The 19,105-nt window shown below is 76.5% G+C and carries 14 protein-coding genes; 4 read left to right on the top strand and 10 right to left on the bottom strand.

Annotated features, from left to right (window positions below; translation table 11 throughout):
• Positions 1 to 8 precede the first annotated feature (8 nt).
• The 4 genes from ABD335_RS00535 to ABD335_RS00550 are packed head-to-tail and all read right to left on the bottom strand — an operon-like array spanning position 9 to position 7,872.
• Positions 9 to 839, bottom strand: a complete 831-nt coding sequence (locus ABD335_RS00535) for an ABC transporter ATP-binding protein (protein WP_425583507.1) — start codon at positions 837 to 839, stop codon at positions 9 to 11.
• A gap of 28 nt (positions 840 to 867) precedes the next feature.
• Positions 868 to 1,839 (bottom strand): ABC transporter ATP-binding protein, encoded by a 972-nt coding sequence (locus ABD335_RS00540; RefSeq protein ID WP_344319980.1) that lies wholly within the window; start codon positions 1,837 to 1,839, stop codon positions 868 to 870.
• Positions 1,836 to 4,532, bottom strand: coding sequence for an FtsX-like permease family protein (locus ABD335_RS00545; protein ID WP_344319981.1), 2,697 nt, complete (start codon positions 4,530 to 4,532; stop codon positions 1,836 to 1,838). Before ABD335_RS00545 ends, ABD335_RS00540 begins: the two co-directional genes overlap by 4 nt.
• Before the next feature lie 58 nt (positions 4,533 to 4,590).
• The gene (locus tag ABD335_RS00550; protein WP_344319982.1) at positions 4,591 to 7,872 is read right to left on the bottom strand and encodes an FtsX-like permease family protein; all 3,282 of its coding nucleotides are present in this window, start codon (positions 7,870 to 7,872) and stop codon (positions 4,591 to 4,593) included.
• A gap of 300 nt (positions 7,873 to 8,172) precedes the next feature.
• On the opposite strand from ABD335_RS00550, the gene ABD335_RS00555 reads away from it, so the two are divergent.
• The gene (locus tag ABD335_RS00555) at positions 8,173 to 9,570 is read left to right on the top strand and encodes an MFS transporter (RefSeq protein ID WP_344319983.1); all 1,398 of its coding nucleotides are present in this window, start codon (positions 8,173 to 8,175) and stop codon (positions 9,568 to 9,570) included.
• A 33-nt stretch (positions 9,571 to 9,603) separates the two neighbouring features.
• Here ABD335_RS00555 and ABD335_RS00560 read toward each other — a convergent pair whose 3' ends face one another.
• From ABD335_RS00560 to ABD335_RS00570, 3 genes are all read right to left on the bottom strand, one after another.
• Positions 9,604 to 11,499: a helix-turn-helix domain-containing protein gene (locus tag ABD335_RS00560; protein ID WP_344319984.1), complete on the bottom strand. Its 1,896-nt coding sequence runs from the start codon at positions 11,497 to 11,499 to the stop codon at positions 9,604 to 9,606.
• Positions 11,500 to 11,560: 61 nt separating this feature from the next.
• Complete coding sequence (locus tag ABD335_RS00565) at positions 11,561 to 12,325, bottom strand: 3-hydroxybutyrate dehydrogenase (RefSeq protein WP_344320269.1); 765 nt, start codon at positions 12,323 to 12,325, stop codon at positions 11,561 to 11,563.
• 142 nt (positions 12,326 to 12,467) lie between these two features.
• Positions 12,468 to 12,962: an NUDIX hydrolase gene (locus ABD335_RS00570; protein ID WP_344319985.1), complete on the bottom strand. Its 495-nt coding sequence runs from the start codon at positions 12,960 to 12,962 to the stop codon at positions 12,468 to 12,470.
• A 246-nt stretch (positions 12,963 to 13,208) separates the two neighbouring features.
• On the opposite strand from ABD335_RS00570, the gene ABD335_RS00575 reads away from it, so the two are divergent.
• The gene (locus tag ABD335_RS00575) at positions 13,209 to 13,415 is read left to right on the top strand and encodes a hypothetical protein (protein WP_425583508.1); all 207 of its coding nucleotides are present in this window, start codon (positions 13,209 to 13,211) and stop codon (positions 13,413 to 13,415) included.
• A gap of 113 nt (positions 13,416 to 13,528) precedes the next feature.
• Here the strand turns inward: ABD335_RS00575 and ABD335_RS00580 are convergent, their stop codons facing one another.
• Together ABD335_RS00580 and ABD335_RS00585 are read right to left on the bottom strand one after the other, a co-directional pair.
• Positions 13,529 to 14,311, bottom strand: coding sequence for a glutamate racemase (locus ABD335_RS00580; RefSeq protein WP_344319986.1), 783 nt, complete (start codon positions 14,309 to 14,311; stop codon positions 13,529 to 13,531).
• Between the two features lie 65 nt (positions 14,312 to 14,376).
• The gene (locus ABD335_RS00585) at positions 14,377 to 15,603 is read right to left on the bottom strand and encodes a TerD family protein (protein ID WP_344320270.1); all 1,227 of its coding nucleotides are present in this window, start codon (positions 15,601 to 15,603) and stop codon (positions 14,377 to 14,379) included.
• 260 nt (positions 15,604 to 15,863) lie between these two features.
• On the opposite strand from ABD335_RS00585, the gene ABD335_RS00590 reads away from it, so the two are divergent.
• Positions 15,864 to 16,358, top strand: a complete 495-nt coding sequence (locus ABD335_RS00590) for a DUF6643 family protein (protein ID WP_344319987.1) — start codon at positions 15,864 to 15,866, stop codon at positions 16,356 to 16,358.
• Between the two features lie 37 nt (positions 16,359 to 16,395).
• Positions 16,396 to 17,223 carry an MOSC domain-containing protein gene (locus ABD335_RS00595; RefSeq protein ID WP_344319988.1) on the top strand — a complete coding sequence of 276 codons (828 nt, stop codon included), beginning with the start codon at positions 16,396 to 16,398 and terminating at the stop codon, positions 17,221 to 17,223.
• A 387-nt stretch (positions 17,224 to 17,610) separates the two neighbouring features.
• On the opposite strand, the gene ABD335_RS00600 is transcribed toward ABD335_RS00595, so the two are convergent.
• On the bottom strand, positions 17,611 to 18,924 hold the full coding sequence (locus ABD335_RS00600; RefSeq protein ID WP_344320271.1) for a helix-turn-helix domain-containing protein: 1,314 nt from the start codon (positions 18,922 to 18,924) through the stop codon (positions 17,611 to 17,613).
• Positions 18,925 to 19,105 lie beyond the last annotated feature (181 nt).

Here is a 19,105-nt window from a genome sequence, read left to right on the forward strand (position 1 = left end):
TCGGCGCGTCACGGCCCGTCGGACGGGCGGCCGGGGGGCCGGCCGGACCCCGGCTCGGGGCCCGGTGACGCTCCGGCCTCGGCCACCAGGCCGTCCCGCAGTTCGAACACCCGGTCCGCGCGCGCCAGGAGATCGTCGTCGTGCGTGGTCATCAGGACGGTGGTCCCCTCGTCGTCCACCACGGCCCGCAGCAGGTCCATCACCGTCTCCCGCGTCCGCGCGTCCAACTGGCCCGTCGGCTCGTCCGCGATCAGCAGCGGCGGCCGGTTCGCCAGCGCGCGGGCGATCGCCACGCGCTGCTGCTGGCCGCCGGAGAGCTCCCCGGGCCGCTGGGCGGCGTGCTCCCGCAGGCCCACGAGCGAGAGCAGGAGGTCCACCCGCTCCTCGCGCTCGCGCCAGGGGACCCGGCGCAACCGCAGCGGGACGCCCACGTTCTCGGCCGCGGTCAGGACGGGGACGAGCCCGAAGGACTGGAAGACGAAGCCGATGCGGTCGCGTCGGAGCGCCGTCATCCGCTTCTCCCCGAGCCCCGCCAGGTCGACGCCGTCCACGACGACCCGGCCGGCGTCGGGCCGGTCCAGGCCGCCGATCAGGTTCAGCAGCGTCGTCTTCCCCGACCCCGAGCGCCCGCGCACGGCCACCAGCTCGCCCCGGGGGACCTCGAAGGTCACCCCGCGCAGGGCGCGCACGGCCGCCGGTCCGCTGCCGTAGGTGCGCACCAGGCCGCGGACGGCGACCATCGGCTCCGGCCCCGCCCGCTCCGCCTCCTCCCGCTCGCGCCGTGCGTCCCGCTCGTCCCGCGCGGGGGTCCCGGCACCGGTTCCCGGGGTCTCGGGCATGTCGTCCTCCGCCTCCGCCGTCGTCCTCTCACGCGTCACGGGAGTCGTCCCGGTGGACGGTGATGTGGTCCGGTTGCAGGGCGACGCGGGCCCGGTCGCGGATCGACAGCCGCTCGGCGAACCCGGCCGGCAGTTGCAGCCGGCCGGCCCGGTCGACCGTGACGTACTCCTGGGCCACGACGACCTCGTCGCCGTGCTCGTCGAGCGCCGCGCGGCGCAGCACCTCGGAGGACGTCCGCCCGTCGCGGATGGCGACCGTGCGGCGGACGGCCGAGGCGACCGACGCGTCGTGCGTGACGATCAGGACGGTGGTGCCCAGCCGCTCGTTGACCGTCCGCAGGGCCGTGAAGACCTCCTCCGCCGCCCGCGAGTCCAGCTCGCCGGTGGGCTCGTCCGCCAGGATCAGCGCGGGGGCGTTCGCCAGTGCCACGGCGATGGCCGCGCGCTGCCGCTCCCCTCCCGACATCCTCTCCGGCACGCGGTCGTGGCAGTGCCCGACGCCCAGCAGGTCCAGCAGCTCCCGTACCCGCTCGGCCCGCCGGCGCCGCGGTATCCGGCCGCCGCCCAACCGCATCGGCAGTGCCACGTTCTGGGCCGCCGTCAGATAGGGCAGCAGATTGCGGGCCGCCTGCTGCCAGACGAACCCCACCACCTCGCGCCGGTAGCGCAGCCGGGCCGCCGCGTCCATCGTCACCAGGTCGAACCCGGCGACCGTGGCGGCCCCCGCCGACGGCGTGTCGAGTCCGGCCAGGATGTTCAGCAGCGTGGACTTGCCGCTGCCGGACGCCCCGACGATCGCCGTCAACTCCCCCCGCTCGACGAGCAGGTCGAGCCCCTGGAGCGCCTGGACCTCGACACCGTCCGCCGTGAAGATGCGCACCAGCCGGTCGCAGACGATCAGCGCGTTCCGGTCACGGCCGTCGTCGTCGCGACCGCGTGCGGCGCGGCGCTCCAGCTCGGCCAGGCCCACCGGCGTCCCCTCCCGCCTCTCGCGTCTCATTCCCGCTCCCCCGTGCTCAACCGGTTTCCCTCCCCGCGCGTCCCCCGCCAGGCTTGCACGGCCACGATCCCGCAGGCCAGGGCGGTCACCGCCGCCGCGGGCCACAGCAGCGCCCCGACGTCGTGGGTCAGCACCGCCCGTACGGTCCCCTCGCCGGAGCCGCCGGCCCGCGCGGTGAAGGCCAGGGGGGTCGGGTCCACGCCGGGGCGCAGCAGCGGCACGGCCGCCAGGGCGGTGCCCACCCCGCCCAGCACGCCGAGCAGCACCGGGGGAAGCGTCTCGGCCCACACCAGGGCGCCGCCCTGCCGTCGGCTCATGCCCATCGCCCGCAGTCGCGCCAGGGTCGTCCGGCGTTCCGGCGCCGACTGCGACAGCGACAGCAGCAGCGCGAGCGCCCCGTAGCCGGCCGCGGCGACGACGGCGGCTCCGTGGAGGCGCCGGGTGCCGTCCCGGAGCGGGCCGGCGCCGTACTCGGCCTCCGTGCGGGAGCGCAGGGTCACCGTGAGGCCGTCCCCGGCGCGGCGGGCCTCGGCCGCCAGCGCGTCCCCGTCGATCCCGGAACCGCTCACCAGCAGCGTGGTGGGGCGCGGCGCGGCGGCCGGCACGACGACGAACTCCCCCGAGGCGGCGGGGAGTGCGTCCCGGACCGCGACGACCCGGATGCGCGCGGGGCCGTCTCCGCCGTCGACGAAGCCCGTCCCGTCGCCGAGGGCCTCGGCGACGTGGGGGGAGACGACCGCGGGGAGCGGTCCGCCGTCCCGGGCGCGTCCCAACTCCTCGGCGGGGAAGGGCCCGCCGCCGTCCAGACCGGTCCTGGCGACCAGCCGCGCGTAGGAGCGCGGCTCGACGGTGATCAGGGTGAGCAGCCGCGACGAGACGCCGATCAGGCCCTCCCCCTCCTCGATCCGCACGGCGGCCGTGTCGCTCACCCCCGCCACCCGGCGGATCCGGGCGTCGAGGCCGGCGGGCAGGGCGGCGGAGGACTCCACCCGGGCGTCGGCCCCGACCTCGACCAGGGCGGCCCGGGCGCGGGCGTCGGCGACGCCGGCCGGCACCGAACCGCCGAAGGCGGCCACGGTCAGTGCCACCAGCACCGCCGGCAGCGACAGCGCGGAGACGGCCGGGGCCCGGGCGGCACGGGCCAGCGCGAGAGCGGCGACCGGCCCCTTCAGCCGGGCCGCCGGACGGGCGAGCAGCCGCAGCGGCAGCGGGTACACCCGCAGCAGCACCAGCGCGACCACCACCGCCAGGAGCACCGGCACGACCGCGATCAGCGGATCGGCCCCGTCGTCGGTGTCGTGCCGCCGTGCGGCGACCAGTCCGCCCAGCGCCGACGCAAGGACCGTGAGTTCCACGACCACGCGGCGCCGGGACGGGCGGGCGCCGGCGACGTCGTCGCGGGCCGGCGGGCGGGGCCGGCGGTGGGCCGCCATCGCGAGCACCGGCAACGTCAGGCAGGCCGGCACGGCGACCGCCGCGCCCGGCAGCAGCGACACCGTGTCGCGGGGAGCCGGCACCCACAGCAGGGCGCACGCGGTGCCCGCCGCGACGGCGGGCACCGCGACGGCCGCCGTCTCCCCCAGCAGACGCAGCCCGATGCCGGGCAGGCCGGCGCCCCGGGCGCGCAGCAGCGCCAGTTCCGTCCGCCGCGCGGCGGCGGCGAGCGCCCCGGCCATCACCAGGACCACCAGCGCGGCGGCTCCGACGCCGACGGAGGCGATCAGGACGAGCGACCGGGCCGTGCGGCGCTCCTCCTCGAACGCGCCGAGCAGCGCGACGAGGTCGTCGGCTCCGATGTCGGGGGCGGCCACCGGCGAGCGGTCCGCCACTCTCGCCGCGTCCGGTCCGGTGGTGAGCGAGACCAGCGCCCGCCGCAGGGCGCCGACGTCCTCCGCCGCGAGGACGTCGGTGCGCACGGGATGGTGCCAGAAGACCACGGCGCCGCCGTCGCAGAACGGCAGCACCCGGCGGGCACCGCTGTCGATCAGCGCGGAGAAGTGCCAGTACCGCGGGGGCGGAAGCTCCCCGGGGACGGTCCGCAGGCCGGGTTCGGGCAGGTCGGGTCCGGTGTGCCAGTAGGCGGCGCCGCGGTCGCGCGGGGCGACGAGTCCGCTGACGCGCACCGTCACCGGGGTGCCCGTGACGTCCGGGAAGCGGACGGTGGAGCCGACGCGGAGGCCCACGACCTCGGCGGTGCGGGTGGTGACCACGGCCTCGACGGTGTTCCCCCGGACGTCCGGCGCCGGCATCCGGCCGGAGACCAGCCGCACGTCCGCGTCCGGCGGCCGGGTGACGAGGGACATCCGCGGGCTCAGCCCCGAGGGGCGGGCCAGTCCGCGGCCGGAGACCTCCATCGGGGTGCCGTTGCGGATGCCGGAGACGGTCTCGTCCGGGTCCGTGGTCAGCGGCGGACGGGCGACGTCCCGCAGGGCCCGCGCGGCGTCCCGCAGTTCTTCCGGGGAGGGGACGGCCGTGTCGGGCTCGCCCGGCGCCCCCGGCACGATCTCCGCGGTGACCGTGACGCCGCGCTGGTCCGGCGTCGTCCCGGCGAACACCTGCCGCAGCGCCGCGTTCTCGTGGACGGCGACCTGCCGGGGCACGGCGGTCGCCAGGAACGCGGTCACCATCACCAGCAGCCCGAACGCCAGGGCGCCGCCCGCCGACGCCCGCAGCCGGGCGCGGATCCAGGGCACGGTCGCGCTCCCCCGCGCCCTCCCCCGCGCCGTCCTCGGTCGTTCGGTCGGCCTCACGTCACTCCTCCGCCTTCCGCGGTGCGGCCGGCCGCCCGGAGCGTGCCGCGACGGCCGCGGACACCGCCGCCGGCACGGCCGGCACGGCGACCGCCAGGGCGACGGCGAGCCAGAAGGGGAAGGCCACCCGCACGTCGGGCTCGGGAGGGGACGCCTCCGCGGTCACCGTGATCAGCGGCACGACGAGGTGGGTCGCCACCGTCCCCACCAACGCCCCCAGGCCGACGGCCGCCGCCGCGAGGAGCCCTTGTTCGACGGCGAGCGCGGCGACGATCCGCGACCGTCGGGCGCCCAGGGCGCGCAGGACGGCGATGTCGTCGGCGCGTTCGCGCAGGGCTCCGACCGTGACCACCGCGAACCCGGCGGCGGCGAGGACGGCGGCGGCGAGCGCGACGGCCGGCAGGGCCGCGCGGGGGCCGGCGCCCAGCGGGTCGGCGGCCGCTTCCCGGGCGTGTTCGTCCCGGACGAGCACCGAGGTCTCGTCCGGCCGGGCGCGCAGGGTCTCGGCGACCTGCCGGGCCCGTCCCGGCTCGGCGGCCAGCCACCACTCCCCGGGTTCCACCGGCTCGGCGGAGTGGGCGAGCAGGGCGTCCTCCAGGGCTCCCAGGTCCGTCAGCAGGGCGCCGCCCTCGGCGTCCCCGCCGCGCAGGGGCGTGGTGGGCAGGCCGCGCACCGAGCCGGTGACGCGCACCTCCAGGCTCGCCCCGGAGAGGTCGACGGTGATCGTGTCGCCGACCTCGGTCCCGTTGGCGCGCAGGAAGGCGTCGGTGGCGACGGCCGTCAGGTGCGGGCGCGAGGGTTCGGCGGCGTACAGGGTGAGCACGCCGCGGCTGGGCGCGCGCCCCAGCGGAGGAGCCGGTTCCGCGCCGCTGCCGTAGCGCACGTCGAACACGTTCCCGCCCCGGTCGACGGCGGGCGCGTGGGCCCGCGCGGCCACGTACCCCTGTGCCGGCGCGTGCCGGAAGGCGGGGTTCTCGACCCGTGCCCGCGCCTCCCAGTCCGCGTTCCCGGGCACGTCGACCGCGGTGGTGTCGCCGTCCCCGTCGACGGTCCGCAGTTCGGTGACGGTCAGCCGCAGGTCCCGGGGGCGCTCCGGCAGGGTGTGCTCGGCCGTCAGCCGCGTCAGGCGCAGAGGCCCGGCGGGGGCGCCCGCGGGGCCGGCGGCGTCCGCGAAGTCCAGTTCGACCACGTGGGGTTCGCCGTCGGCCGGCAGGTCGTCCAGGGCGAACGCGTGGGGGACGCCGTACCGGTCCTCGACGACGGCGCCCAGCGTCGCCCGCGGTCCGTCGGTGCCGTCCCGGCCGGCGTCGCCGTCGGCCCGCAGCCGGACGGCGAGGCGCACTCGCCGGGCGTCGTCGGGCAGGACGAGGCCGGAGCGCTGCCGGGCGTCGGGGCGCAACGGGGCGAGCAGCCGGTCCAGGGGACGGTCCGTCAGATCCTCGCGCAGCCGCACGATGTCGGGCGCCCGGGCGGTGTCCATCGCCAGCACGGTCGCCGTGCCGTCCCCGGCCGGCATCACGCGCTCGCGTGCCACGGGCGTGGCCGACGCGATGCCGGCCACCTCGTCGTACACGCCGCCCTGCCCGAACCGGGGGGTCGATCCGCCGGCGACGCGGAGGTCCGCGCCCACCGCGTAGTCGGCCCGGTCCTGCCGGGACCGGTCCCAGCTCGCGCCCTGCCCGGCGGCGAACACGGCCGTGGCCACGGCCAGGACGCCCAGCAGCAGCGGCCCCGCGACACGCCCGGTGCGCCGCGACACCTGCCAGTGGACGCAGGCCAGGACGAGTCCGCGACCGCGGTCGGCCGTCCACCGGCCCGCCCGCACCACGAGCGGCAGCAGTCGGGCCGTCGCCACCGCACCGGCCAGCAGGCAGCAGGCGGGCGCGACGACGAGCACGGGGTCCACGCCGAGCGTTCCGTCCGCGCCCGAGAGCACGCCCCCGCCCGCCGCCTGCCGTGACAGCCGGCCGTAGGCGACCGCGGCGACGGCCAGCAGTCCCAGGTCGGCCCCGGCCCGCACCGCGGCGCCGAGCGCCGGGCGGCGCGTCCGGGCGGCCCGCTCCCGCACGTGGACGCCCGGCCGGCGCAGGGCGGGCGCGATCAGCACCGCCGCGCTCCCCAGGGCCACCGCGGCGGCGACCGCCCGGGTTCCGCCGTCCACCGTGCCGAGGACCCGTACGCCGGCCCGGGCCAGGGCGCCGTGCTCCGCCGACAGTTCCGCCAGGGGGACGGCCGCCGCCACCGAGACGATCGTCGCCGGGAGCACCAGCAGCAGCGCCTCGCCGGCCGCGAGCGCCACGATCCGCCGCCTCGACCCGCCGCGCGCCCTCAGCAGGGCGTTCTCCGCGGCGCGCCGCTCGTTCAGGGCTCCGGCCACCAGGACCGTCACGCACCCGGCGAGGGCCGCCAGTTGGGCCGCGCCGACCAGCACCGTCGAGCGGCTCACCAGCAGGGACCGTTCCGTCTCGGACAGCAGGTCGGGCAGGTCGGTGTCGACTTGGGCGCTCGCGCCGGCCGGATCGTCGCCGAGGCGGGCCACGGCCCGGCGCACGCTCTCCCGCAGCCGGTCGGCGCGGTCGGCGGTCACCGTCGAGAAGTCCGCCCGCGCCTGCCAGGACATCGCGGCCGGGGCGACCCGCTCGGCGTCGAACACCGAGGGGTCGACGAGCATCGGCCCGTAGGTGGTGAACCCGACCGTGCGCACCCCTCGTCCGGCGAGCGGGTCGAGCCGCCAGTACGGGGCGTTCCGGTCCACCGGGCGGTAGACCCCCGTCACCCGGATCCGCAGGGGCGGGCCGTGACGCCGGTCGGCGAGGGTCGCCCGGTCGCCGGGGCGCAGGTCCAGCGCGCGGGCGGCCGCCTCCGGCACCGCGACCGGAACGGCACCCTCCGCCTCCGCCGGGCCGGGCCGGGTGCCGGCGGTGAAGGTCACGCGGGAGGCGTCGAGGGCGGCCAGCAGCGTCAGCCTCGGATCGTCCGCGCCGTCCGCGCCGCGCCTCTCCGACCGTTCGCCGTCCGGCAGTCGGTAGGGGCCCGACCGGGTGACGGCGGCGACGCGGACCGGCAGTCCGTCGAAGGCGTCCCGCGCGGTGTCGCGCACCAGCGCGTCCAGCCGCGCCCGGCCGGCGGCGTCGACGTCGGCCTCCACCTCCAGCAGCGCCCGCGCCGACGACCGGTCCTGGAGCACCCGGCGCAGGCCCGCGTCGGCGACGGCGTCGGCGTACACCGAGAGCGCGGTCAGCGCACAGCTCGTCAGGGTGACGGTGAACAGCGCGACGGCCACCAACGACCGGTGCGCCCACGTCCGTCGCGCGAGGAATCCCAGCACCGTCCCCCGCGCCCCCCGGCATCCGAAAACCCGTCCCCGCCCACCGAACAGCCACACAGTGTGCCCCATCGCCGACGGAGGGGGAACCGTTCGGAGCCGACCCGCCCGCGGCGGACGCCCGGCGCGAGCACCCATGGTGCGCGCGCGCACACCCCGACCGCGAACTGTGGTGTTCCACCACATGGGCCGACGACCAGGGCATTCCTACGGTGTGGCGACACGAATCGTCCCCCTTTCCGTCCGGAAGTGGTGCTCATGGCCGCCCCGTCCTCTCCTCCCTCGACCTCCACCCCCGCGTCCCTCAAACGCGTCGTCTCCGCGAGCCTGATCGGCACCACCATCGAGTGGTACGACTTCTTCCTCTACGGCTCGGCCGCCGCGCTCGTCTTCGACAAGCTGTTCTTCCCCGAGTCCGATCCGCTGGTCGGCACCCTGCTGGCCTTCCTGACGTACGCGGTCGGCTTCGTCGCCCGGCCGGTCGGCGCCCTGGTCTTCGGCCACTACGGCGACCGGCTCGGCCGCAAGAAGCTGCTGGTCATCAGCCTGCTGATGATGGGCGGCGCGACCTTCGCGATCGGGTTGATGCCCACGCACGCCCAGATCGGCTCCCTGGCCGCCGTCCTGCTGACCGCGCTGCGGCTGATCCAGGGCTTCGCGCTCGGCGGCGAGTGGGGCGGCGCGGTGCTGCTGGTGTCGGAGCACGGTGACGCGCGCCGGCGCGGCTACTGGGCCTCGTGGCCGCAGACCGGCGCCCCCGCGGGCCAGTTGCTGGCCACCGCCGTGCTGGCGGTGCTCACGGCGGTGCTGCCGGCCTCGGCGTTCGAGTCCTGGGGCTGGCGCGTGCCCTTCCTGCTCTCCGGCGCGCTGGTGCTGCTCGGCCTGTGGATCCGCCTGTCGGTCGACGAGTCGCCCGTGTTCAAGGCGGCGCTGGCCAAGGCCGAGGCCCGCAAGGCCCAGGAGAAGGTCGAGGCCATGCCGCTGCTGACCGTGCTGCGGCACCACTGGCGCGACGTGCTGATCGCGATGGGCGCCCGGATGGCGGAGAACATCAGCTACTACGTCATCACCGCCTTCGTGCTGACCTACGGGACCAAGCACCTGGCCATGGAGCAGCAGACCGTGCTCAACGCGGTGCTGATCGCCTCCGCCATCCACTTCGCGGCGATCCCGATGTGGGGCGCGCTGTCGGACCGCGTGGGCCGCCGTCCGGTCTACCTGCTGGGCGCGGCCGGGATCGGCCTGTGGGCGTTCCCGTTCTTCTGGCTGCTGGACACGGAGAACTTCGGCGCGGTGCTGTTGGCCGTCACGGTCGGCCTGATCTTCCACGGCGCGATGTACGCCCCGCAGGCGGCGTTCTTCTCGGAGCTGTTCGCCACCCGGGTGCGCTACTCCGGTGCCTCGATCGGCGCGCAGTTCTCGTCGGTCGCCGCCGGTGCCCCGGCCCCGCTGATCGCCACCGCGCTGCTGGCCGACTTCGACGGCTCCACGCCGATCGCCCTGTACGTGATCGCCGCCGCGCTGCTGACGCTGCTCGCGGTCGGGGTGGCCAAGGAGACCCGCATGCGGGACCTGGAGCGGATCGGCGAGGACGACGGGGACGCCGGGGAGGACGCGGACGACCGCACCGGCCCCGAGCCCGCGAAGTCCCTGTAGGGACGTCCCCGCGGCAGGACGGCGGGTCGGGCGTCAGCGGGCGACGGCGGCGGACATCCGGTACAGCCTCAGCGCGAGCTGTACCTCCAGGGCCCTGTCCGGGCACTGCCAGTCGTCGCCCAGCAGCCGCCCGACCCGCTCCAGTCGTTGGGCCACGGTGTTGACGTGGACGTGGAGGACGTCCTTGGTGCGGGCCGGGCTGCACCCGCTGGCGAAGTACGCCTCCAGAGTGCCCGTCAGGTCCGTGCCGCGGCGGGCGTCGTACTCCAGGACCGGGCCCAGCGTGCGGCGGACGAAGCCGTCGACGTCCCGGCTGTCGGCGAGCAGCAGCCCGAGGAAGCCCAGGTCGTCGGCCGCCGCGCCCTCGCCCAGACGGCCCAGCAGCGACAGCGTCTCCAGACAGCGGCGGGCCTCCGCGCAGGCGGCCGCGACCGCTGCCGGGTCGGCCGCGGGGGCGGGGACCGGTGCGGAGGCGCCGACCGTGACGGAGAGGTGGACGGCCGCGCCGAGCTGCGCGGCGACCTGCCGGGCGGTGTCCCCGGCGCTCTCCCCGGGACGCAGCGGCAACAGCAGGATGGTGCCGCCGTCCCGGGCGGCGGCCAGCCCGTGCCGGGTGGCGGCCAGGTGGGAGGCGGCCGACCACAGCCGCTGCCGGTCGGTGGTCTCCCTCTCCCCCCGCCGCCCGGTGTGCTCGCCGGCCTGCCGGGCGGCCAGGACGACGTGGGGCGTGTCGAGGTCGGCGCCCAGCCGGGCGGCGCGCTCGCGCAGCAGCCGGGGGTCGCGGTCGGCGGCGTCCAGCAGGTCGTCCAGGAGTTCGCCGCGCACCCGCTGCTCGGCCTCGCCCGCCGAGCGGCGGGCGAGCAGCAGCAGGGAGGTGACCAGGGCGGCGCGCTCCAGGGTGCGCTGGTCCACCGGGTCCAGTTCCCGGTGGCCGCGCAGCACCAGCGCGCCCAGCAGTTCGCCGCCCGCGGAGACCGCGGCCACCCACGCGTCGCCCTCGCGCACGGCGTGGCCGTCGCGCCGGGAGCGCTCGACGGCCCGGGCGGGCGCCCGGCGCCCCTCGACGAACTCCACGTCGCCGTCGAGGACCTCGGAGACCGCGGCGGCCACGTCGTCGACGCCTCCGCCGCGCAGGACCAGTTCGGTGAGCCGGTCGTGCACCTCGGAGGAGCGTTCGATGGCGGCGCTGCGGTCGCGGATGATCGCGTTGGCGGCCTCCAGCTCGGCCATCGCCTCGCGGGTCTCGGCGAGCAGCCGGGCGGTGTCGATGGCGACGGCGGCGTGGGCGGCGAAGGAGGCCAGCAGCGCGACCTGTTCGCGGTCGAAGACGCGGGGGCGGCGGTCCGCGGCGAACAGCACGCCGATCACCTCGCGCCCCAGCATCAGCGGCACGCCGAGGATCGCGACCAGGCCCTCCTCGCCGACGCCGGTGTCGATGTTGCGGGTGTGCAGGAAGCGCTCGTCCCGCATGTAGTCGTCGGTGACGTAGGGGCGGGCGGTCTGGGCGACCAGGCCGCCCAGCCCCTCGCCCATGCCCAGGCGGAGCTGTTGGAAGCGCGCGGAGACCGAGCCCTCGGTGACCCTCATGTAGGTGTCCCCGCGCTCGGGGTCGTTGATGGTCATGTAGGCGACCTCGGTCCCGAGCAGGGAGCGGGCGCGCTGGACGATGGCCCGCAGGACGTCGTCCAGGTCCCGCACTCCGGCCAGGTCGTGCGCCGTGGCGAACAGCGCGGTCAGCTCCGCCTCGCGCCGACGGCGGCCCTCCAGCTCGGACCGCACCCGCAGGGCGAGGAGCCGGGCGCGGTCCGCCGTGGCGGAGCCGCGCAGTTCGGGGCGCTCGTACTCCTCGGCGGGCGCGTCGCGGGCGAGGAGTTCGAGGAACGCGAGGGGGGCCGCCCCGGTGTCGTGCTGGGTGTCGTGCTCGGGCATGGGCACAAGGGATACCTGCCGGTCGTACGGGTGCGCCAGGGCGGTGCACCGGGTGTGCGGATCAGTGTGCCGTCCAGCCGCCGTCCATCACCAGCGAGGCGCCGGTGATGAAGGACGCCTGCGGGCTGCACAGGTAGGCGACCGCCTCGGCGACCTCCTCCGGCTCGATCAGCCGCTTGACGGCGGCGTCGGCGAGCATGATCTCGGAGACCACGCGGTCGGCGGGGATGCCGTGCGCCCGGGCCTGGTCGGCGATCTGCCGCTCCACCAGGGGGGTGCGGACGTAGGCGGGGTTGACGCAGTTGGAGGTGACGCCGTGCGCGGCGCCCTCCAGGGCGGTGACCTTGGAGAGCCCTTCCAGCCCGTGCTTGGCGCTGACGTAGGCGGACTTGTAGGCGGAGGCGCGCAGTCCGTGCACCGAGGAGATGTTGACGATCCGCCCCCAGCCCTGGCCGTACATGTGCGGCAGGGCGCCGCGCACCATGCGGAAGGGGGCCTCCAGCATCACCGTCAGCACGGTGTGGAAGACGTCCGGCGGGAACTCCTCGATGGGACGGACCAGTTGCAGCCCGGCGTTGTTGACCAGCACGTCGGCGCCGGCCGCGGCCTGTTCGGCGGCGTCGAGGTCGGTGAGGTCCAGGTGGACCGTCTCCACGGTGCCGGGCAGTCCGGCCGCCCCGTCGGCCAGCTTCCGCAGCCCCTCGGCGTCCCGGTCCACGGCGCGGACCTTGGCGCCCGCGGCGGCGAGCCGCAGGGCGCAGGCCCGGCCGATGCCTCCGGCGGCGCCGGTGACGAGGGCGGTCCGGCCGCCGAGGTCGAGGGACACGGCCGGGGCGCCCGGACCCGGAACGGCGACGGCGGCGGCGTCGGGACCGGTGTCGGATTCGGTGGGAGCGTGCACAGCACGGGGGGTTCGCGGCGCGGTCATGACCAGCACACTAGGCAGCGACCGTCCCCTCACCGATGTGTCACACGCCCATACTTGGGCTCCCCGCGGTGGTTTCGAACCACGTGGGTTCGTCGCTCGTCGCGCGCTCGATGCGCGTCAGCGCGAACTCCTCCAGCGGCGGCAGGGCGTCCGGGGCGAACCAGGCCACCTCCAGGGACTCGTCGTCGTTGACCCGCGGCTCCCCGCCGACCGCGCGGCAGCGGAAGGAGACGTCCATGAACTGGCACACGTCGCCGTTGGGGTAGCGCACGGGGGCGAGCGTCTGCACCAGCACCAGCCGTTCGGGGACGGCGTGGACGGCGGTCTCCTCGTACACCTCGCGGACCACGGCCTCGGCGGGCTGCTCGCCCGGTTCCGGGATGCCGCCGACGATCGACCAGCGACCGGTGTCGGCTCTTCTGCAGAGGAGGACGCGGCCCTCGTCGTCGAGGACGACCGCGCTGACGCCGGGCAGGAAGAGCAGCCGCTGCCCCACGCTCGCGCGCAGCTCGCTGATGAAGTCGGGAGTCGCCATGCGACGAGCCTACGTGTCCCTCCGGGCGTCCCCGCGACGGCCGTTCGGCGCCGGCCGGCGATCGTTCCCGTGCGCGCGCGTATCCCCGTGTCGGTCCCCGGGGCCACGGTGTCCCCGAAGTCACGGCCCGCGACGGCGCCCCGGACGGTCTCCGGCGGCCGTCGCGGGGCCGTCCGTCTCGGGGGGTCGCGGACGCCGGCGTCACCGGCGCTCGGATCGGTGTCCGTCGCTCCGGACCGGAAAGGCGTGCCGGACGTCGCCGGCGCGGTGGTCCTGGGCTGTTGCGCCGGATGGGCGCTGCTGTGCGCGGCGGGGCGGGACGCCCGTCCCGAAGGGGTGCCGCCGGCGGTCGCCGCCGGGTACGCCTGCGGGCGGATCGGCGGTTCCCTGCCGCCCGCCGCCGCGCCCGCCGGGGCCGTGCGGTACGGCGGCCCCGGCACGCGCCGGCCCTGACGGTCGCGGTGGCGCGCGTGGGCAACGCGCTGAGCTTCGACCGCGTCACCGTGGGCGCGGGCCTGCCGGCGGGGCCGGCGACGGCCCGGCCGATGCCGTGAGGACCGATCCCGTCAGCCGGCCCGGACCGCGCCGGACGCGGCCAGCAGCCGTCCCTCGGCGTAGGCGCGCGCGGGGGCGGCCAGCTCGGCCGGACGGCCGCCGGCCAGGACGGTGAGGCCGCCGGTGGGGGCCGCTCGGGGGTCCGGTGCCACGCCGATCCGGCGCAGCGCCTGGGTCGCGACCGCGTCGGCCGAGCCGTACAGGACGGGCTCCGGGGCGCGGACGGCGGCGCGGATGCGCTCGGCGACCAGCTCGTAGTGGGTGCAGCCGAGCACGACGGCCCGTACGTCCGGCGGGGTGAGGGCGGCGGCAGCGGCGACGGCGGCGTCGACGGCCGCCTCCTCGCCGCTCTCCACGGCGTCGGCCAGCCCGTGGCAGGGCACCTCGGTGACCGCGGCCCCGTCGGCGTACTCCGCGATCAGGCGGCGCTGGTAGGGGCTGCCGGTGGTGGCGGGGGTGGCCCAGACGGCGACGGGGCCGCCCGTGGCCGCGGCGGGCTTGATCGCGGGCACGGTGCCGACGACCGGCAGGCCGGGCTCCAGTTCGGCGCGGAGCACGGACAGGGCGTGCACGGAGGCGGTGTTGCAGGCGACGATCAGCGCGTCCGGCTCCCGTTCGGCGGCCGCCCGCGCACAGGCCAGGGCGCGGGCGGTGATGTCGTCGGCGGTCCGCGGTCCCCAGGGCATGCCGTCGGGGTCGCAGGACAGGACGAGGTCGGCGTCGGGTCTCGCGCGCCGTACCGCGGCGGCGGCGGCCAGCAGCCCGATCCCGGAGTCCACGAGCGCGATTCTCACAGGGAACAGCGTACGGGTACGGGCTCACCGCGCCCTCCACCGGAGGGCGCGACGGGCCGGCCGGGTCACTTGCGGCCGGGCGTCCACCGCATGCCCCAGCCGTAGGCGTGGTCCACCGTCCGCTGCGGGCTCACCCCCCGTTCGGGGATCAGGTAGCGCGACTCGCGCCGGACGACGAGGTCGCCGCCGTCGTTGGTGATCAGCGCGAGGGCGCAGACGGGCGAGGGGACGGTGCACTCGTCGAGGGAGAAGTCGACGGGCGCGCCGTTCTGCGGGGTGAGGGTCACCGTGGCGTGGAGGCCCGCGAAGCTGCGGGCGCCCTCGTAGATGGTGACGAAGATCAGGACGCGCCGGAACTTCTCCTTGTGGTCGAGGTTGATGGTGAGGTTCTCGCCGGTCTCGACGGCGCCGGTGCGGTCGTCGCCGTCGAGGTGGATGTACGGCGGTCCGTGCAGCGATCCGAAGGCGTTGCCGAGCGCCTGGACGACGCCCTTGCCGCCGTCGGCGAGCTCGTAGAGGGCGCACAGGTCCAGGTCGAGGTCGGAGCGCGCGGCCACGGCCCGGCCGAGCTTGCTCCCCCGGCCCTTGAACCGCCTGTGCGCCTGCCAGTTGAGGTTGACCCGCATCCTGCCGGAGGTGCCGCCCTGCTTGGCGAGGGAGACCGTCGGCGCCTCCTTGGTCAGCGTGACCTTGCTCAGCCGCACGGGCCGGGGCGGAGCGGGTGGCGCGGGCGGTGGGGCGACCGGCGCGGGGGCGGGCGTCGGGGCGGTCCGCGGCTCGTCGACCGTGATGCCGAAGTCGGTGGCCAGACCCGCCAGTCCGCTGTCGTAGCCCTGGCCGACGGCCCGGAACCTCCAGGCCCCCCGACGCCGGTACAGCTCGCCGAGCACGAAGGCCGTCTCGACGGTGGCGTCCCGGCTGTCGAACCGGGCGAGTTCGGCGCCGTCGCCCGCGTCGAGGACCCGTACGTACAGCCCCGGCACCCGGCCGAAGGCACCGCCGTCCGCGGAGGCGGCGACGACCACCGTCTCGACGGCGGGCTCGACCCGGTCCAGGTCCACGGCGAGGGTGTCGGTCACGGTGCCGCCCGCGGTGCGCCTGCCCTCGTGCCGCACGGCGCCGGAGGCGTGGTGGGGCTGGTTGAAGAAGACGAAGTCGGCGTCCGAGCGGACCCGGCCGGAGACGAGCAGCAGCGCCGAGGCGTCCACGTCCGGCACTCCCGGTCCGGTGCCCCACCCCACCTCGACCCGGACCGCCGGGGCCGGAACCGGGACGTTGGCGCCCTTGGACATGGTCATGCTCTCCCCCTTCGACGGCCGGGCCTCCACGCGCTCGCCGCGCCCGGCGAAGCCCACCATCGCACCGGTCCACGCCGCGCGGAATACCGCGAGAACCGGTCTTTTCCCATGCCCTCGCGGAGTTGCCCTTGCGGAGCGGGATGGGCGTTTTCTTCACCTTTGCCCACAGCGGGGGTTCATGGCCACGGAAACCCCGTGAAATGACCTTCTTATCGCTCTCCCCAACCAGCACATCGTGGGCTTAACTTATGAGTATGACGTCCCCCCGCAGCACCTACGGCGGTGGCTACTACTCCACGCCGTCCTTCGCTGACACCCCGATCTACGACAGCCTGGTCGCCGAGCGGGGTAGACCTCAGATCGCGCCCATTCGCGTTCCGGCGTCTCCCTACGAGTCCTCGGAACACCTGCCCGCCCTCCCGGCCGCGCTGCCCGCGCTGCCGTCCGGGCCCTCCTCCCACCCCTCGCAGCAGGCTCCCCAGCGGGGGTACGGCTACCCGAACCCGGGTTACCAGCCCGCGCCCACGCAGCAGCCCGCACCGCTGCAGCAGGCGCCCGCGCCCTACATCCCGCAGCAGGCCACCGCGCCGCGGGGCGGCTACGGCTACCCGAACCAGCAGCAGCCGCAGATGCGTCCGGTCGCCCCGCGGCCGACGCCGCCGCGGCAGATGCCCGCGCCCGCCCCGGCGCCGCACCCCGGCTCGTACGAGGAGCCGTACGGCCACTCGTACCAAGGGCGTGGTTACTGACCGATCGACCGTCCGACCCGGGTGGCAGGATGGGCACATGACCACGCCCAGGCTGGCCGCGCTCAACCTCTACCCGGTGAAGTCGTTCGCGGGTGTCGGGACCACCCGTGCCGTCGTCGAGCCATGGGGACTGTCGGGGGATCGGCGCTGGATGGTGGCCGATCCCGACGGCACACAGCTCACTCAGCGCGGGCATCCGCGCATGGCCCTGGCCGCCGCCGAGCCTCTGCCCGGCGGCGGCCTTCGGCTGTCCGCCCCCGGAATGCGGCAGTTGACCGTCGAGGTGCCCGACCCGGCCTCGGGCTCCACCGTGGTCGAGGTGTGGCGGACCAAGGTGGAGGCCGTGCCGGCGGGGGCCGAGGCCGACGCCTGGCTGACGGAGTATCTGGGCACCGACGCTCGGCTGGTCCACCTCGACGCCCCCGAGCACCGGCGTCCGATCACCTCCCGGCACGGCCTCCCCGGCGAGACGGTGTCCTTCGCCGACGCGTTTCCCGTCCTGCTCACCACGGTGTCGTCGCTGGACGCCCTCAACCTGCTGATAGAGCAGGGGGATCACCCGGACGAGGGCCCGCTGCCGATGAACCGCTTCCGACCCAACGTGGTGGTCGAGGGCACCCCGCCCTGGGCCGAGGACGGTTGGCGTCGCGTCCGGATCGGCGAGGTGTCCTTCCGGGTCGCCAAGCCCTGTGGCCGCTGCGTGGTGACCACCACGGACCAGGCCACGGGCGAGCGGGGCAAGGAACCGCTGCGCACCCTGGCCCGGCACCGTCGCTTCGGCGACCGGGTGGTCTTCGGGCAGAACCTGGTGCCGGAGGGCACGGGCCTCCTCCGCACGGGCGATCCCTTCGACGTCCTGGAGTGACGACGTCCCGGGGGTGAACCGGCCGCCCCGGCGCGGACGGCCGGACGCGCGGGAGGCGGTACGGACGGGACGGGGCGGGGTCCCGCACGCGTCGGGCCTCCGCCGCCGGAAACCGTCCGCCCTGCTCGCCGTCAAGCAGGCCGTGCGGCCCCGCCGTACCGCCTCTGTCGTCCGGGAGAGGAACGCCGCTCCAACGCCCCGCTCCCAGGTGTTGCGCACTGCCCGGAAGGGTGGCCCTCCCGGTTCCCGACGGCCACGGGACCGCCGGCCTGGGACCGGCCCAGGCACCGCCGAGCGGCCGGGGCCCGCCGAGAGCGTCCCGCGAGACGTTCGGCGGCCCGGCACGCCGGCCGTCGCGGACGGCCGGAAGGCGGTGCACCGGACACGTTAGGTGACGGAACGTTGCGGGTATGTTGCGTCCCGCCCGGGCGGCTCCCCGGAGCCCTCCGGGCCCAGTCCGTAGGCGCCGCGCAGGGCCCGCAGCCGGGCGGTGGGCACCGCCCTGGCGCCGGGGGGCAGCGCGCCGGCCAGCGCCTCCCACGCCTGGAGGTCGTCCTCGCCCCAGGGGGTGCGCACCCACCCGTCCAGCAGCAGCGGATCGCGGCGGGCGAGCAGGGCCTGCCGCAGCCGGTCCTCCAGCAGGCGTCGCAGCCGTACCACGCCGGGCGCCTCGGACGTCGGCAGCAGCGGGCCGCGGTAGGCGGCCAGGGCGGTGGGCAGGTCGCCGGCGCGCAGGGCGTCGGCGACCGTGTCGTGGTCGGTGCGCACCCGGACGGTCAACCGGTAGGGACGGGAGGCCACCAGGGGCCCCGCCAGGGAGCGCAGCCGGGACAGTTCGGCGCGCAGGGTGACGGGGCTGATGTCGCGGTCGCCGTACAGCTCCAGGGCGAGCCGCTCGCCGGAGAGGCCGTCGGGGTGGGCGGCGAGCAGCAGCAGGATCTCGCTGTGCCGCCGTCCCAGCCGCACCGGTGCGCCCGGCCCGGCGCGCAGCAGGGCCTCGTCGCGACCCAGGACCTCCAGGAGGGGGGCCGCGACGGTGGCCGGGGCGAGGGAGGCGAGGTGGGCCTCGGCCGCCCGGGCGGTCGCCTGGACGAGGGCGAGGCTGTGCGGGGAGGCGAGGTGGTCGCCGCCGGTGATGTCCACGACGCCCAGCAGCCGACGGGTGCCCGGATCGTGGACGGGGGCCGCGGCGCAGGTCCAGGGTTGGACGGGGCGGCAGTAGTGCTCGGCGGCGAAGATCTGCACGGCGTGGTCGACGGCGAGGGCGGTGCCGGGGGCGTTGGTGCCGACGGACGCCTCGGCCCAGCGGGCGCCGGGGACGAAGTTCATCGCCTCGGCGCGCCGTCTCACCTGCGGATGGCCCTCGACCCACAGCATCCGGCCGTGCTCGTCGCACACCGACAGCAGATGGGCGCCGTCCTCGGCGATGGTGCCCAGCAGTTCCCGGAACAGCGGCATGACCCGGGCCAGGGGGTGCGCCGCGCGGTGCTCGGCGAGGTCGTCCTCGTCGAGTTCGACGGGGGCCACGCGGTCCGGTTCGACCGCCGCCCTGGCCGAACGCCGCCAGGACGCGGCTATCACCTCCCGGACGGGCGTGCCTATCGCCCCCTCGGTCAGGAACGCCTCGTGGGCGCGGCGTAAGGCCCCGGTCCGTTCGACCGGGTCCGCGCCCGTCTCCAGTGCCAGCCATGGATTGAGCACGGCAGCCATCGTCCTGCTCCGGGGGTGCCACGGCAACGGGGTGACGGGCGTGGAGCATCACGCGGGGGCGCGCGCCCCCGCGCACGACACCCCGGCACCGCCGGACGGACGCCGGGTGGGCGACAGCCGCGGCGGCACGGGTGTGGCGCGCCGCGCCGAGGGGACACGGCCCAGGGGCACC

This window comes from Streptomyces macrosporus (assembly GCF_039533145.1).
GTDB lineage: Bacteria > Actinomycetota > Actinomycetes > Streptomycetales > Streptomycetaceae > Streptomyces > Streptomyces macrosporus.

Bases quoted from the DNA above. Each gene is read 5' to 3' on its own strand.
- ABD335_RS00535 (WP_425583507.1), bottom strand. From the start codon at position 839: ATGCCCGAGACCCCGGGAACCGGTGCCGGGACCCCCGCGCGGGACGAG.
- ABD335_RS00540 (WP_344319980.1), bottom strand. From the start codon at position 1,839: ATGAGACGCGAGAGGCGGGAGGGGACGCCGGTGGGCCTGGCCGAGCTG.
- ABD335_RS00555 (WP_344319983.1), top strand. From the start codon at position 8,173: ATGGCCGCCCCGTCCTCTCCTCCCTCGACCTCCACCCCCGCGTCCCTC.
- ABD335_RS00560 (WP_344319984.1), bottom strand. From the start codon at position 11,499: ATGCCCGAGCACGACACCCAGCACGACACCGGGGCGGCCCCCCTCGCG.
- ABD335_RS00570 (WP_344319985.1), bottom strand. From the start codon at position 12,962: ATGGCGACTCCCGACTTCATCAGCGAGCTGCGCGCGAGCGTGGGGCAG.
- ABD335_RS00585 (WP_344320270.1), bottom strand. From the start codon at position 15,603: ATGTCCAAGGGCGCCAACGTCCCGGTTCCGGCCCCGGCGGTCCGGGTC.
- ABD335_RS00590 (WP_344319987.1), top strand. From the start codon at position 15,864: ATGACGTCCCCCCGCAGCACCTACGGCGGTGGCTACTACTCCACGCCG.
- ABD335_RS00595 (WP_344319988.1), top strand. From the start codon at position 16,396: ATGACCACGCCCAGGCTGGCCGCGCTCAACCTCTACCCGGTGAAGTCG.